Here is a 15,175-nt window from a genome sequence, read left to right on the forward strand (position 1 = left end):
ATTAAAAACATCTCATTACAAGCGGCTCTTAGCAAGGAGGTCCTACCCATTTATTGCTCCAGTTGATGAATAAGATTTTTTATTTCAGGCGGGCTTAGCTCTGTTTTTGTTTCTGTTTTTAAAATATGCTTTAAAATTGTAATATGGGCTGCTTTTAAAGCATCTTTAGCTCTCTCTGCTACCGCAAGAAAGGATTCGTGCGATAGCAGAGAAATGTTATAGATATGGATGATACCTGTCTTACATGCGGTGAAAAACAATAAAAAAACATCATCTTTCAAAAGAAACTCCCAAATATTCCGTTTAATTCTTAAATTTGGCTTATGCGAAAGAATCTTTATTTCATCTTTATATTATCTACGCTTACCAGCTGCTATACCTATCAGGTAAAAAAGCCAGTGGATCCGGCTGTGGCAGCTAACAATAATCAAGGCCCTAAAAAGAATACCGATATAGCGAATAATACTTCTTCTCAAATGATGGGGACAACTACTGCCGCTCCAACCATGAATGCACAACCAGCCCCTGCACCGGTGAATGTTCAGGAAAAACTGGCTGCCGGTAAAAATGTCAGAATTGAAGTAGACAACAAGAGTTATAAAGTCATTGTTGACCGTTGGGAAGGAGACAGTCTCATAGCACACCCTGTTCGCAATGCTAAGAAAAGTCTGAAATTCCATAAGAATCAGATCAATAGTGAGAGAATTGCAGAAAAACGATTTTCGCAGCCTATTGCTGATATTCTTACCGTTACGGCTTATGCCGCCATTGGGGTAGGAATCTATCTCCTGGTCAAATAGGTCCCAACCAAAAAAGTCTGAAAATTGACAGAATAAAAAAACTCGAATTAAAATATAGCAAAATAGACTGCCTTGTTGAGACAGTCTATTTTATTATACGTATTTTGTTGTTTAAGGCCAGATCACCCCGGATTGTTTAGGGCTTGTCCATGGTTTTCCTGCAGGGCTTGTTCCAGGATGGGCAGCAAGACAGTCACTTACCCATGTAGCACCCACAGCGTGAGATTTTACTTTTTTTACAGAACAATAAGTAGTGCCGAAGTTATCATTATACAGCTGATAGTTGGGATAAGCTCCTTTAGCAACTAACTCTTCATCATTAAGAAATTCAACGTCATCACTTACCTCAGCCGGATAATCCACAACCGCACCCAGAACCCATGCTATGGAATCTCTGTTGTTACCAGCCACCAGACTTGGCGGAGGACTGAGTGTAATCTTGATGGAAGATTTAGAATGGTCTACAGAGTAGGAAGAAGAATACGTAGATTCTTTAACGCTTGCCAACGGAATTCCTAAGAAAGAAAGCGTGGCCGAAGAAGATTGCTCAAAAGTTTTCTGAATACTTTTATAATCTTCACCTGTTACCGTGATCTCTACAGTAGGATAATTGGAAATCGCTACTCCATTCAGTAACCCGAAAGGTCCTTCCGGTCCGAATTTCATCCCCGGATCCGGAGAAAACTTATATCCTGAGATATTCTCTTTGTCAGCGCTATTAATCTGCGCTTTACGGATAGGGTCAAACCACGCCCAGTACATATTGCTGGCAATATTAAAGTCTTTGGGTCCAAAATTCACAAGCGTAACTCCCGTAAACATCATCGAGATCTGGATGGAGTTTTTGCTGATTGCAATATCTTCACTGAAATAATTGGCATTCCCCCCAATTCCTAAGGTAAAGAAATCAAAGATAGGAATAGAAAAACCAGTCTTCCCTTCTACGGAAACACTGAAACGGCTTTCAGATTCACGGGTCACTTGCATATCAATCTGAGCGGTCTGAGAAGTATTTTTAAGCCCGTTTAAAATTTCGTTAAGCGGAGTGGTCACCTCAAAAGCCGGTAAAATACTATCGTCATTCAATAGCAGTCCGCCATTTTCTTTTTTAGGGTTCTGTACATTCTTCAATGCTTTGGAAAGGTAACCGTTATTCATCGTTACATTGTTCTGTAATGATATCGTAGCTCCCAGCGCATCCAGATAATTGGCTAAGACAGGGAGAATAGGCTTACCGCTTGCCGGGGTCTTATTCAGTAGCGCATCAAGGTTATCACTCTTCTGAATCTGGTATAAAGTAGTGGAAGGATTCGCCCATTCCGTAGCTATTTTATCCATAATGATATCAATAGGCTGCATGGTATCGGTAGCAGGAGGAAGCGTATTATAAGCCGCTACCCAGGCATTGAGTAAAGCCATTTGCTGATCTGTAGCTCTTGTATGGGCATCATTCAGGACAGCAGTATCTTGTACAGATAAAGAATAATTGACTTTTGAGAACGCATCAATAAAATAATTGGTAAACACCTGATCCAGCTGCACTGGTTCAGTATTGGCTCTAAGGTTGGAAGAGATCCAGTCGTAAGTTTTCTTATTAAACTTCAGATTAGAAGGGTCCTGCCAGTAATAAGGAAAATTTCCTTTTCCGTTAATGGTGATCGCAGACAGTTTTGTACTTAAAACACTGGAAAGAATATCATTAGCTCTGTCTTTCAGTTCTGTAATAATTTGTGATGCTTCTACAAAGGGAGCAACATTTTCTGGATTTTTCATGATAATAATATTGATATGGTTCCTACTCTTTTCTTGGCTTTTCGGATGCTGCCGTTGTTCAGGGTTTTGAAGCTTCTTTTGAACATACCAAAGTAACGGCGAAAAAAGAGCGAATTTCAGAGTATAAGTTTCCGATTTTGAAGCCAAGTATTTGTACTGTAGACGATAGGCATTTGTACGTATAAAAAACAATTGATTACTTTAAACATCAACATCTGGGAAAATCTGTTTCATCCGTGGGAAAAATAAATCTTCTATAATTTAATTTTTAAAGATCAGACCACTAGGTAAATAGCTTAAATAAATTCTATATTTGAAAACCAATCAACACCTATCTCACACCATGAAAGATATTCAACATGACATCAAACTCAGGCCGACTGTAGTGGAAGATTTAGAAACTCTTTTTCAGTTTCAGCTTGATTATGAAGCCAATCATCTGGCAGCATTTACATCAAAAGATTCTACCAATAAAGAAGCCTATATCGCCAAGTTCACCAAACTACTGACTGATCCCACCATCAACAACCAAACGATCATTGCCGGTACAGTGATCGTTGGAAGTATAGCCAAGTTTATCATGGAAGATGATGTCGAAATCACTTATTGGATTGACAAAAATTTCTGGGGAAAAGGTATTGCCACAACCGCTCTAAAAGATTTTCTCACAATAGAAACCACAAGACCAATTTTTGGACGGGTTGCCTTTGATAATCTGGGTTCACAAAAGGTTTTGGAAAAATGTGGTTTTATAAAAATCGGTACCGATAAAGGGTTTGCCAATGCCAGACAAACGGAAATTGAGGAGTTTATTTACAGACATGACTAAACTATTGACTCATTAGCAAAAAAAATGTTCATTCATCTCATTAATTACCGTTTCTATTCCTTCTTTTCTCAACCATTCATACTCAGAAGTTGCCAGTTTGCCAGCAATATAATGAAGCTGCTCTCTGTTGTCTGTGGCGGCTTCATACACAATATCAGCTATGGTTTCAGGAGCATCACGTTTTGAGGATGAATCGGCTCTCATGGCTGTTATATATTGATTAAAAATAGACTGGTAATCCGGATGCGAAACCATTTGTGCATTATTTCCGAAATTGGTCTGCATATAAGCAGGAACTACTGTTTTAATCTTAATATTCCACTCTTTCAGTTCGTAGCTCATTCCTTCAGACCACTTTTCCAATGCAGATTTTGTGGCAGCATATACGGAAACAAACGGGTAAGGAATATTGGCAGTAGATGATGTTACCGTAATAATTGTTCCATTTTTTCTGGCTCTTAAATAAGGAAGAAATGACTTTGTCACCAGTAGTGTTCCTAAGAAATTGGTATTGATCTGGCTGGCAAGCTGTTCATCCTCAATTCCTTCAAAAGGTCCCATAAGTCCGTAAGCAGCATTATTAAGGACTACGTCTACCGCACCTATTTTTTCTGCTTCTGAAGCAATTTCTGAAATCTGTTTCGAATCGCTGATATCTAATTTCAGGAGATGAATGTTAGACCATTCTGTAAGTTCAGTTTCTTTTTCAGGATATCGCATTGCTGCAATTACCGTCCAGCCTTTTGATGCAAACAGTTTGGCGGTGGCTTTTCCCAGTCCTGATGAAGCGCCGGTAATGAAAATTGTTGGGTTCATTTTTTATTGTTTTAGATTGATATTGCAAAGTTGCAACGATAAAAAAAGAACCTGTTTACCATTTGGTAAAAAGCACCTTACCTGATATTTTTCCTGATTCTGCTTAATGACTGCTGCGTGATTCCAAGATAAGAAGCGATATAGGACAAAGGAATACGATTGACCAATGTGGGGTATTTTTCCATAAATTCCAGATAGCGGGTGGTGGCATCCTGAGAGACTAACGGGCTTACTCTTTCCAGCTTTTGGGCAAGGGCTTTATTGGTCACTTTTTGAATAATATTTTCCCAGTCGATAATGGTATCTGAAATTTCTTTCCAATCCTGATTAGAAAACACAAGAAGTTTACAATCCGTAGCAGCCTGAATATATTCTGTGGAAGGCACATTTTTCAGATTGAAGAGCAAATGTTTTTCTTCAATAAAGATCTTGGTAATTTCTTCTCCTTTATTGTTATAATAGCAGATACGAATGATTCCGTCAAGAATAAAACCTACCTGCCTGAGGACTTTTCCTGCTTCTGCAAAATACTCATCTTTGCTTAGCTCAACCTCTTTTGCTTTGCTTGTGATGAGGTCTATTTGCTGCTGGTTCAAATGACCAAACTGCAGAATAAATTCTATAAACTCTTTCATAACAACAAAGTTAGCCATTATCATTTGGATGTATTTACCAATTTGGTAAAAAATGACATCATTAAAATGACTGTAGCGCTATTCTTTAAAATCTGTGGATGAGGAAAGTTCCTTCCAATATTGTATCTTTTCTGAAGACATTAAACTGTCCGTCATTTTTGGGAAAATCGCCTGATAAAGCTTCCTATTTATTCCTGTAAAACTCATCAAGTGTCTCGGTAGTTTTTGCCATAGCCTTTATTTTCCCGGTAAAATTTATACCTCTAAATGCATATCAATAAAACATTGTAATGCTCTTGACTGTGGTCCGTCTTTTCTGAAAACAAGAATGGTATTCATCGTTCCCAGCTGCTTATTCAGTTTATAGGTCTTAATGCCTCTTCCGGCATAATATTTAGTAACCACTTCTTCCGGCAATATGCTGACTCCCAATCCTGCTTCCACAAAGTTGATGACTCCTTCAATGGAATTCAGAACTGTACTTTTGTAGTTAAGAATTCCTTTGTGGCTTAACCAGGATTCTAATCTTTCTCTGAAAATACATCCTTCATCAAATACCACTATTTTTAAGGGTTCTTTATCCATCAACGTCTGCAGATCCGGACCTTTTGAGGAAGCCAGAATCACAAGCTGTTCTTCCTTAATGCAGATTTTTTCCAGTCCTTTGGCATTCACCGGAGCAGAAACAAAGGCAGCATCCAGGTTGTAATTCAGAACATCAGACAACACTGAATCTCTGGTATCTGATTTGAATTCAAGCTCAATATCAGGATATTTTTCATCAAAAGTATGGAGGATTTCCGGAACTTTCAGCGCCATGGTTGTTTCTATACAGCCTATTTTCAGACATCCTCTGATATTATCACCACTCCGGATATTATTTTTTGCTTCTTCCACCAAATGTTGAATCTGTTTTGAATACTGCATCAGGATCATCCCTTCAGAAGTAAGCTCTACCCTTCTGGATGTACGGGAGAAAAGCTTTGTATCAAACTCATCCTCAAGATTTTTTATTCTTGCCGTAACGTTTGACTGAACCGTAAACATCACAGAAGCAGCCTTTGTAAAACTTCCCGTTTCAGCTACGGCTTCAAATATTTTTAAATCATTAATATTCATCTTAATCAATCATTATTAGTGATTCAATTCATTCCAATTAATCGTTTTTAATAATCAAATATCCGTATTAATTTTGGACTATCAAAAAAAATAAATGAAAATAATTTCAAGACCATTCATTGCAGGTGTATCAGTTGCCCTTTTCACTGGCACTATGACAATGGCATAAAACAATCAAAAATTATATGTAAATAATCACATTATGGAAAATCACCTTGTTCACTACCGCAACATCAAACTAAATGATTTAAATCTGTTTTACAGAGAAGCAGGTCCAGCCAATGCGCCTACGATACTTCTTTTACACGGCTATCCTACCTCATCTCATATGTTCAGAAATCTGATCCCGATTTTAAGCAAAAAATACCATGCCATAGCACCGGATCTACCGGGATTCGGTTATTCTGACGCTCCTGATCATAAGGAGTTCTCTTATACCTTCGACAATCTTGCAGCAACCGTACAGGCATTTGTAGAAAAGCTGGATATGAAACGTTTTGCTATTTACATCTTTGATTACGGCGCTCCGGTAGGTTTACGTCTCGCGATGAACAATCCTGAGAAAATTACAGGGATCATTTCACAAAACGGAAATGCATATGAAGAAGGATTAAGCAGTGAATGGAATCCGATCCAAAAATACTGGCATGACACAACGGAAGCCAACCGTCTTGCATTAAAAGGTTTTGTTTCTAAAGAAGTTACTTTGTTTCAGTATCAGCATGGTGTGTCTGATCCTTCTTTGATTGCTCCGGAAGCCTATACCCTTGATCAAAAATTCCTTGACCGACCTGGAAATATTGAAATCCAGCTGGATCTGGTTAAAGATTACAGAACCAATGTGGCTTTATATCCAAAATTCCATGAATATTTCAGAAAGCATCAGCCCAAATTATTACTGGTATGGGGGAACAAAGATCCCTATTTCCTACCTGCAGGAGCTGAAGCTTATAAAAAAGATCTGCCGGAAGCCAAATTAAAATTTTATGACACCGGACATTTTGCCCTGGAAACGAATGCGGAAGAAATAGGTGCTGAAATCTTTGAATTCATGGGAACATTACCTCGATAGTGGCTATAAGGCTATAAGCTATTGAATCAATTTAAGAAATAATCGAAACATTTCATTATGAAGACAATTGTCATTAAAAACTTTGGCGGACCTGAAGTTCTGCAACTTGCAGAAATGCCTGTTCCTATGATAACAAATCCTTCTCAGGTATTAGTAAAAGTACGAGCAACATCTATTAATCCTCTTGATTATCAGATAAGACGGGGAGATTATAAATCATTTTTCGAACTCCCTATTATAACGGGTCATGATATCGCTGGTGATATTATGGCTGTAGGTGAAGCGGTAAAACAATGGAAGCCTGGTGATAAAGTCTACTATTCTCCTCGCTTTGGCAGCTCAGGCAGTTATGCGGAGTATCACCTTACTGATGAGTCTTCATTATCCAGAATGCCGGATAACATCAGCTATGAAGAGGCTGCTGCCATTCCACTTATTGGAGGAACAGTTTGGGAAATGCTTGTAGTAAGAGCTCAATTGAAAAAAGGAGACAGCATTCTCATTCTTGGTGGTGCAGGTGGCGTAGGAACACTGGCTATACAAGTTGCGAAATCACTGGGTGCTTTTGTGTATACAACTGGACAAAGTGTTCTGCATGAGGAATTAAAAAAGCTTGGAGCAGATGTAGTCATTGATCACCATAAGGAAAACTGGATTGAAGAAATAAAAGCACATACCAACGGAAAAGGAGTTAATGTGATTATTGATACTGTAGGAGGAACAACACTTTCAGACAGCCCACTTGCTTTAGCAGATTATGGTTCTGTTGTAACACTGGTAGATATTCCACAACCTCAAAACCTTATTAATGCCTGGGAAAAAAATGCCACCTATCATTTTGTTTTTACCCGACAAAGCAGAGATGAGCTGTATCAGATCACTGAATTAATTGAGAACGGACAAGTAAAACCTGTGATAGACAGTATATATCCGCTTGAAGAGGTTCAAAAAGCTCATCAAAGAATAGAGGATTCTAAACGGGACAGACCTTTATTGGGGAAGATTGTACTTACAGTATAATTATTTTATTAGAAGGTCATCAAAATCGAAAACATCATTGTATTCAATGATGTTTTGTTATTTGTAAAATGCAAAATATCAACAACTTGAACATTCACAATAAAATCAATCTTTAAAATGATAAAGGAAAATCACATCTCCAGTATAGGCAGGTTTCACATGGTCTTTAATCAGGAGTTTGGCCTCCACGATTGCTTTTACAGTTCCTCTGAGGTTAGTAACAGATTTTACGGTTGCCTGTAGTTTTACCTCACTATTTACGGGAACAGCTTCTCCGAACTTAAGATTTTCTATTCCGTAATTGATTTCCATTTTTACATTTCTCACATCTGCAATCTGTTTCCAGAGATAGGGAATCAAAGATAATGTTAAATACCCATGAGCAATGGTTGATTTAAAAGGTCCTTCTTTCTCTGCCTTTTTCTGATCCGTATGAATCCACTGCTGATCCAGGGTGGCATCTGCAAATCTATTAATCTGATCCTGACTTATCGTATGCCAGGCAGAATCTCCCAGCATTTGCCCTTCAAGAGACTTATACTCACTAAAATTATTAATAATAATCATATCTTTTTCTGAACCTTTTAGGAATTACAATATGTACAGCTCAATCATTATCATCGTAGCCGAGTGTATATCAAGTCTGCATATTTATTTTCCAGGCATCCGGTCTTAGTCTGTCAATATTCAGACCAATTGCTGCCTTATTTTCTTAAATCCCTGAAAACCTCTTACATAAAAGTAAGAGGCTAATGAACATCATGAAAATAAAAAATAAAAAGTAATCCGTATTACATCAATGTTCTTTCAGACAATATATCCAGATCCAGAAGTTTCATGGATTTGAATAAGAAAAAATATAAAATATGAGGCTTGATATGGCAAAGTATATTATTTCAACATATTTGCAATTAAGACTTTTATTATGCCAACTTTACGTTAACAGCATTTAAACCTTTATCGCTTTTTTGTATATCAAAAACTACTTTATCATTTTCACGGATCATTCTTGTGTTTAATCCTGAAGAATGTACAAATATATCTTTACTTCCGTCTGCCGGAGTAATAAAACCGAAGCCTTTTGCTTCATTGAAAAATTTTACGGTGCCTTCTTGCATTGTAATTGTTATTAAAAAATTGTGTATTATGATCTGTAAACGCTACAGATTTTATTTATGATATTCTGAGGGGTATTGTGCTTCCCATCAATGGTTGAATATTTTTAAGATCCGGGTGCTTCATCGTCTGTGGTATTGAAGATGCAGGATCTGCAATAATCTCTACAGGCTTGTTCAGGATTGCTTTGGCGAAATATTTTAAACTTCCCGGCATTGCAGCAGAAAAAAGCAGGTTTTGTCTTCTATGAGAAACCAGATTTAATATTTTTTTTATATGATTAGCGAATCCCATATCAAGCATTTTATCGGCATCATCTAAAACAAACAGCTCAATTTTAGAAAGATCAATATGTCTCTGATTTTCTACATCAAGCAATCCTCCGGGTGTTGCCACAAGAACATCTACTCTTTTTCTCAGTGCAGCAAGCTGGCTTCCAATGGAAACCCCTTCATAAATAGAAAGCAGAGATAATGGTAAATATTTACTGTAGATTTTAAAATTCTCTTCTATCTGTATTGCCAGTTCCTGAGTGGGTGTAAGTATTAAAGTTCTTATTTCTTTATGATCCGGAGTTTGTCTTTTCAGCAGCTGTAAAATAGGCATCGCAAATGCAGCTGTTTTTCCAGCACCTGCCTGTGCAGACACTATAATATCTCTTCCTGCCAAAATATGCGGAATTGCAGAATACTGTATTTCAGTAGGCCTGGAATATCCGGCTTCTGTCACTGCACGGATAATAGGATTAATTAGATTTAAATTTTTAAAATTCATTATAAATCCGGCATTCCCGGTATCTTAACACAAATCTGTTGATCAGAATTTGAATCGGTATATTATAATGACAAACAAAAAGAGTATTCTTTTCTGTTCATCTTTCTCTTGCTTCAGCTACAATAATATTTTTATCTATATTACGAATGGCCAGGCAATAACGTGTCGCTCTTATCTACAATAGAACTTTATAATCTTTTATTTCCACTATGAAAACAAAGGCTATAAATTGGTAGCTGAAAAAGCAAAACTGAAAGAAAAAAGTGATTTTAAACTATGACAGAATAGCAAAGGCAGTGACCTGTTTTTATAAATGTTCTGCAAACCTACAATAAAAAAAAAGAACACCATATTATTTAATTAACTGATTATCAAAAATTTATTCGTACCTTCTGCAAATTAACCAAATTATTTGCTGACGCGGATGATTTTAAACTCCGGAATATGCAAGCTTTTTCACCCATCCCCCAACCTTCTCCCAGAATATCAGAATCCCATTCCGGCCCACATGTAAGAATTGCTTATTTCATTATGATACATCATAAACCTGAAGTATTTAAAAGCATGTTTGAGAAAATCTATACAAGGGATCAGTTTTATCTTATCCATATTGATAAAAAAGCGAAACAAGAGTTCATTGAAGAAATACAACTTTACATCGTTCATTTTCCCAATGTCTATATTCTGGACAGTATGAATATAGTTTCGGGAGGTTTCAACATCGTTCAGGCAGAATTGAACGCTATGGAATTCCTCCTGAATGTAAGCAAAGAATGGGATTATTTTATTAATCTGAGCGGTGAAGATTATCCATTGAAATCACAAAATATTATCCGTAAATTTCTTACGACCAATAAAGGCAGGAATTATCTTTTTTATTATGATCAGAAGTTTTACAGACCCGACACGCTGAAAAGAATACAAAATCACTTTACAGAATTGGCTTATGTTATTTCATCTTTCATCTACAAAAGATCTTTTATGAAAGATGTGATTCCTTATATAGGTGGTAAATGGTTTATGTTTACAAGAGAAACCTGCTTATTTTTAACAAACAACAAAATGGTAATGGATTTTGAAGACTATTATCTTCATACTTTTTTACCTGCAGATTCATTTTTTCAGACTGTTCTTATGAATACATCGTTCAATGATATTATCGTCAATGATGATAAAAGAGCAGTACTTGAGAACTCCTTTTTTCAAAATACACAGAATACATTCAATTATATTCAATCATTAAAATCCGGTAATCAGCTTTTCATCAGAAAGGTTAACAAAAAAACGGATGAAAGTATCAGAAAGTATATTGAAGAAAGCTACCTTACTCCCCTTCCTTATATAAATGAAGTAGAAAGAGAATTGAAAAGAAATAACCGTCAAAACAACTGATCTTTGCACTTCATCCTCAATATACTTAAGTCAGAAACTCTTTAATGTTTTTCTGCCAAATCATTATATTTGGAGGAACATCATCAAACGTGTTTTATTCAAATTAAAATATGGAAAAGAAGCTGACACCGGAACACTTAAAACGGCTAACATTAGACAGTCAGGGATTAACACAAAATACACCATTCGGAACCGGAAAAACTGCAGTTTTGAACGCTTTGGAACATCTCGGATATATACAGATTGATACATTATCTATAGTGGAGCGGGCTCATCACCATACGCTATGGACAAGAATCCCGGATTTTAAGACAGATAATCTGGAAGAACTGGTAGAGGACCGTAAAGTATTTGAGTATTGGTTTCATGCTGCTTCTTATCTTCCGATGCAGGATTTCCGATATGTTTTGCCTCAGATGCTGATGATTAAAAGAGGAGAATCCCGTTATTACAATGCTGATCCTAAAGTGATGAAGTATGTAGTAGATACCATCCGCAATGAAGGTCCTAAAAGAGCAAGAGATTTTGAGAATGAAAGCCATAAAGCAGGAAGCTGGTGGAATTGGAAACCTGCCAAGCTGGCTCTTGAGAGACTTTTCATGCAGGGAGACCTGATGATCAGCGGACGTTCCGGAATGCAGAAAACGTATGATCTGGCCGAAAGGGTTCTGCCATCTTCCACGAATACCTCAGAACCTACTCCATTGGAGTTTGCAGAATATCTGGTAAAAACCAATCTGAGAGCCTATGGATTTACTACATTAAAACAAATCACTCACCTCAGAAAAGGAAATGCTTTAAAAACGAATGTCAATAAGGTTTTACAGATGATGCTTGAAGAAGATACAATATCAAAAGTGACCAGTGAAGGAGGATCTTCTGTTTTTGTTCAAAATGAAATACTGGAAAAAACATTTGATCAGGCAAGCTCCAGTGTATGGCTGTTGTCTCCGTTTGACAATTCCATTATTCATCGGGATAGAATCAAACAGATTTTTGATTTTGATTTCCGTCTGGAATGCTATACTCCAAAAGAAAAAAGACAGTATGGTTATTTCTGTCTGCCTATCCTGTTTGGAGATCAGTTTATCGGAAGGGTTGATTGTAAAGCGCACAGAAAAGAAAAAAAACTGGAGCTTATTCATTTACATATTGAAAACAGTACTATTAATCTTGATTTATGGCTTAAGCCTTTCGTAGAGACCTTAAAACGCTTTGCCATTTTCAATGGTTGTGAGTCTTTGGCTCTGACTCAAGTAAGTCCATCAAAATTGACCACTGTTATCAAAAAAGAATTATCCAAAGTAAAGTTTAAAAAGTAATGGAGAACTATTAAAAAGACAAATCGCACTATTGACTTCAATAATGCGATTTTATTTTCTAGAAAAACTCCGATTAATTTAATTTCTGATTCGTTTTCTGAACAAAATCATTCCACTGCTGGTTCAGATAAGTTATTGCTTTCTTTTTTTCACCATCGTTCATAGAAGAATAATTAATGGAATTAAAAACCAGTTTTTTCAATGCTTTCACATTAAGTTCCCAATAGATCTGTGTAACCCAGAAATCATAACTCAGACCTGTGTATCCATACACTGAAGGATCATCACTGTTGATGGAACATTGTACTCCATTGCTCAATAAAACCCTTGCAGGATGGTTCCTTAAATCACTTACATATCCTAAGATCTGATTACTAAGTGGGCTTACTTCCACCAGCCTATCCTGTTTTCTGATCTGTTCCATCGTTTTGGGGAAATAGATCAGATTCAGTCCATGACCAATTCTTTTATTGTTGAGCAGCGCTACATCCAGAATATTTTTATTCAGGATAGAATTGCTTTCTCCGGCATGAAGGAAAAGAGGCAGTTCTACTCCGTATTTTTTATGAAGTCCACTCATTTTGGCCCAGCTTTTCTCAAAAAAACTGATATGATGTCCCGCTGCTTCATCTGCCACAAGGTCAAAGCCTGAGATCATATCCGGAAATTCCTTCTTCATTTCAAATGCCGTTTCCAGCTGCTTCTCAATACTTTCATTATCTAAGAATTTAAAACTCGAATAGATCAGTTTAAGGGTGAACTGCGGATCTGACTGATGTACTTCTTTAAGAATATCCTGCAGATCTGTAATCGTCGTCTTCATAGGATATTTTCCATGTTGAAAATCATAAAGTTCATCAAAGATATATCTGATTTCTACGTGCTGTACTTTGTCTTTTATCAAATCCTGAAATCCTTTCAGATAATATGCCTTAAAGAAAGGACGGTACGGAAGCAGCAGACTGATGCGCTTAAAACGTTTTTCAAATTCAATCCAATAATCTGTGTAAGAGCAAAGATTGTCTCGTTTCAATGTAAGAAGGTCCTGCAGTTCTTTTTCAAAACCAGTGGTTGAGGCCAGCTTTTTATCAAGGCTTACAAATCCTTCCGGAACTTTTCCTTTTTCAAAAAAAGCCAGCTGTCCGAAAATGTACTGATCATTATCTTTCTGATCAAAAACATAGCATTCCTGATATTTTCTGGCAGTCGAAATAATCCATTTCACATCTGTAATTCCCCCACTGTGGGTATGCAACAGACCACCTTTCGGCATGGTCTGAAGGATTTCAAACAGTTTGCTGCTTTCTATTAATGGTTTTAATTCATTAAAAGAACTGTTATATAAAGATATTTTCTTTGCTTCCGAATCACTGAGAAACTGTTTACGGATCTGGAAGAGTTTTTTATCCAAAGTCATTTCTGCATCGGACAATTTTATATCGGCATCAAATGCCATTGCTGCATTTTCTTTCTCTGATAATGTCAGGTTCTGCTGGTATGCAGATTCTTCAGTTACTTTACCTTGCCCCCAAAATAAGGGTGCTGCAAAAAGTGATATATAAATAAGGTATTTTTTCATCATACTAAATATTGGAGGGGTTTGTACTGTCAGTTATGTTTTAACCGATAAAATAAAAGTAGCTTGTTATAGCAAAAATTGTGCAAAGTAAAGCTAATTCAAAGATAATATTATTTTTTTGAGCCTCCAGCTAGAAATATTATGCTTTAATTTTTTTGTTCATGCTCATATAAAAAATATAATCCTTTTGTAAATGGTTTAAGAGGTTCCCTAAAGCACCTGTTATTTTTTTGCATAGACAAAATTCCGAAATATTCATCAGAAGACTTCACTAAAACCTATTTTCTTATTAGCCAAAAAGGAAACATCATAAACAGATGTATTTTTTCAATGAAGCAATCAAATTTTTAACACTTTTTTAATCTTTAGCCGTTGCACTTATTTTTAAGTTTAATTACCTTTGTCTCTGGAATGCGGAAAAGATTTTATCAATATTTGTACAGTTTGTTATTTGCGTTGCTTACCGTTTTAGGATGGTACTATGGGCAAATTCAGCAGTATATTTCAACGGATATTTCTTCTGACCTTCATTTCACTACGGATCTTCTTGTTCATGAAAAAAAGAGCATCAAAGAATCTTTTGCATTTCTTAAAAATGAGTCTAATGATGCCTACAATGTCAGCCATCCCCGCTACAATAAAATCAGAGCTAATCTTTCTGAAAACGACAATGAAAATGACGACAACGTAGAGTCCTCCGGTTCTACAGAACTTATTGCTCTTTTCAAAGATGGCTTCTGGCATCTTATTTCAGGCTTTGTTACGACATTTCATAACAAACAAATTGCTGTTTCACTTGCTCAATCAGAACATTTAAAGACCTTACATGATGATCTGTACCTTCAGTACAGGGTCATCCGACTGTGATTTTATACTAATTTTTTCGAAAACCTTATCTGCTTTCATGCTTTATTGTGAGAGCCGGTAA

The 15,175-nt window shown here is 36.5% G+C and carries 15 protein-coding genes; 7 read left to right on the top strand and 8 right to left on the bottom strand.

Going from position 1 to position 15,175, the window contains the following annotated elements; translation table 11 throughout:
- Positions 1 to 323 precede the first annotated feature (323 nt).
- On the top strand, positions 324 to 800 hold the full coding sequence (locus PZ898_RS07275; protein ID WP_277695175.1) for a hypothetical protein: 477 nt from the start codon (positions 324 to 326) through the stop codon (positions 798 to 800).
- A 111-nt stretch (positions 801 to 911) separates the two neighbouring features.
- Here PZ898_RS07275 and PZ898_RS07280 read toward each other — a convergent pair whose 3' ends face one another.
- Positions 912 to 2,573 (bottom strand): lamin tail domain-containing protein, encoded by a 1,662-nt coding sequence (locus PZ898_RS07280; protein WP_277695176.1) that lies wholly within the window; start codon positions 2,571 to 2,573, stop codon positions 912 to 914.
- A 343-nt stretch (positions 2,574 to 2,916) separates the two neighbouring features.
- Here PZ898_RS07280 and PZ898_RS07285 point away from each other — a divergent pair, with 343 nt between their 5' ends.
- Positions 2,917 to 3,402 (top strand): GNAT family N-acetyltransferase, encoded by a 486-nt coding sequence (locus PZ898_RS07285; protein WP_277695177.1) that lies wholly within the window; start codon positions 2,917 to 2,919, stop codon positions 3,400 to 3,402.
- 12 nt (positions 3,403 to 3,414) lie between these two features.
- Here PZ898_RS07285 and PZ898_RS07290 read toward each other — a convergent pair whose 3' ends face one another.
- The 3 genes from PZ898_RS07290 to PZ898_RS07300 all read right to left on the bottom strand — a co-directional run bounded on the left by PZ898_RS07290 (position 3,415) and on the right by PZ898_RS07300 (position 5,972).
- A complete protein-coding gene (locus tag PZ898_RS07290; RefSeq protein WP_277695178.1) occupies positions 3,415 to 4,218 on the bottom strand; it encodes an SDR family oxidoreductase in 804 nt (267 codons plus the stop codon).
- A gap of 77 nt (positions 4,219 to 4,295) precedes the next feature.
- On the bottom strand, positions 4,296 to 4,853 hold the full coding sequence (locus tag PZ898_RS07295; RefSeq protein WP_062671945.1) for a Crp/Fnr family transcriptional regulator: 558 nt from the start codon (positions 4,851 to 4,853) through the stop codon (positions 4,296 to 4,298).
- 255 nt (positions 4,854 to 5,108) lie between these two features.
- Positions 5,109 to 5,972, bottom strand: coding sequence for a LysR family transcriptional regulator (locus PZ898_RS07300; RefSeq protein WP_123279619.1), 864 nt, complete (start codon positions 5,970 to 5,972; stop codon positions 5,109 to 5,111).
- Between the two features lie 202 nt (positions 5,973 to 6,174).
- Here PZ898_RS07300 and PZ898_RS07305 point away from each other — a divergent pair, with 202 nt between their 5' ends.
- A complete protein-coding gene (locus PZ898_RS07305) occupies positions 6,175 to 7,044 on the top strand; it encodes an alpha/beta hydrolase (protein WP_277695179.1) in 870 nt (289 codons plus the stop codon).
- A gap of 57 nt (positions 7,045 to 7,101) precedes the next feature.
- Positions 7,102 to 8,064, top strand: a complete 963-nt coding sequence (locus PZ898_RS07310) for a zinc-dependent alcohol dehydrogenase family protein (protein WP_277695180.1) — start codon at positions 7,102 to 7,104, stop codon at positions 8,062 to 8,064.
- Positions 8,065 to 8,169: 105 nt separating this feature from the next.
- On the opposite strand, the gene PZ898_RS07315 is transcribed toward PZ898_RS07310, so the two are convergent.
- The 3 genes from PZ898_RS07315 to PZ898_RS07325 all read right to left on the bottom strand — a co-directional run bounded on the left by PZ898_RS07315 (position 8,170) and on the right by PZ898_RS07325 (position 9,954).
- Positions 8,170 to 8,631: a MaoC family dehydratase gene (locus PZ898_RS07315; RefSeq protein ID WP_216444264.1), complete on the bottom strand. Its 462-nt coding sequence runs from the start codon at positions 8,629 to 8,631 to the stop codon at positions 8,170 to 8,172.
- A 356-nt stretch (positions 8,632 to 8,987) separates the two neighbouring features.
- Positions 8,988 to 9,182, bottom strand: a complete 195-nt coding sequence (locus PZ898_RS07320; RefSeq protein WP_123279622.1) for a cold-shock protein — start codon at positions 9,180 to 9,182, stop codon at positions 8,988 to 8,990.
- Between the two features lie 55 nt (positions 9,183 to 9,237).
- Positions 9,238 to 9,954 carry a DEAD/DEAH box helicase gene (locus PZ898_RS07325; protein ID WP_228432471.1) on the bottom strand — a complete coding sequence of 239 codons (717 nt, stop codon included), beginning with the start codon at positions 9,952 to 9,954 and terminating at the stop codon, positions 9,238 to 9,240.
- 444 nt (positions 9,955 to 10,398) lie between these two features.
- Here PZ898_RS07325 and PZ898_RS07330 point away from each other — a divergent pair, with 444 nt between their 5' ends.
- Both PZ898_RS07330 and PZ898_RS07335 read left to right on the top strand, forming a co-directional pair.
- A complete protein-coding gene (locus PZ898_RS07330) occupies positions 10,399 to 11,346 on the top strand; it encodes a beta-1,6-N-acetylglucosaminyltransferase (protein WP_277695181.1) in 948 nt (315 codons plus the stop codon).
- A 110-nt stretch (positions 11,347 to 11,456) separates the two neighbouring features.
- Complete coding sequence (locus PZ898_RS07335; RefSeq protein ID WP_277695182.1) at positions 11,457 to 12,668, top strand: crosslink repair DNA glycosylase YcaQ family protein; 1,212 nt, start codon at positions 11,457 to 11,459, stop codon at positions 12,666 to 12,668.
- 73 nt (positions 12,669 to 12,741) lie between these two features.
- Here PZ898_RS07335 and PZ898_RS07340 read toward each other — a convergent pair whose 3' ends face one another.
- Complete coding sequence (locus PZ898_RS07340; RefSeq protein WP_277695183.1) at positions 12,742 to 14,250, bottom strand: adenosine kinase; 1,509 nt, start codon at positions 14,248 to 14,250, stop codon at positions 12,742 to 12,744.
- 432 nt (positions 14,251 to 14,682) lie between these two features.
- Between PZ898_RS07340 and PZ898_RS07345 the strand changes: the two genes are divergently transcribed.
- On the top strand, positions 14,683 to 15,114 hold the full coding sequence (locus tag PZ898_RS07345) for a hypothetical protein (protein ID WP_131797483.1): 432 nt from the start codon (positions 14,683 to 14,685) through the stop codon (positions 15,112 to 15,114).
- Positions 15,115 to 15,175 lie beyond the last annotated feature (61 nt).

It is taken from the genome of Chryseobacterium sp. WX, assembly GCF_029542485.1.
GTDB classification, from domain to species: Bacteria; Bacteroidota; Bacteroidia; order Flavobacteriales; family Weeksellaceae; genus Chryseobacterium; species Chryseobacterium cucumeris.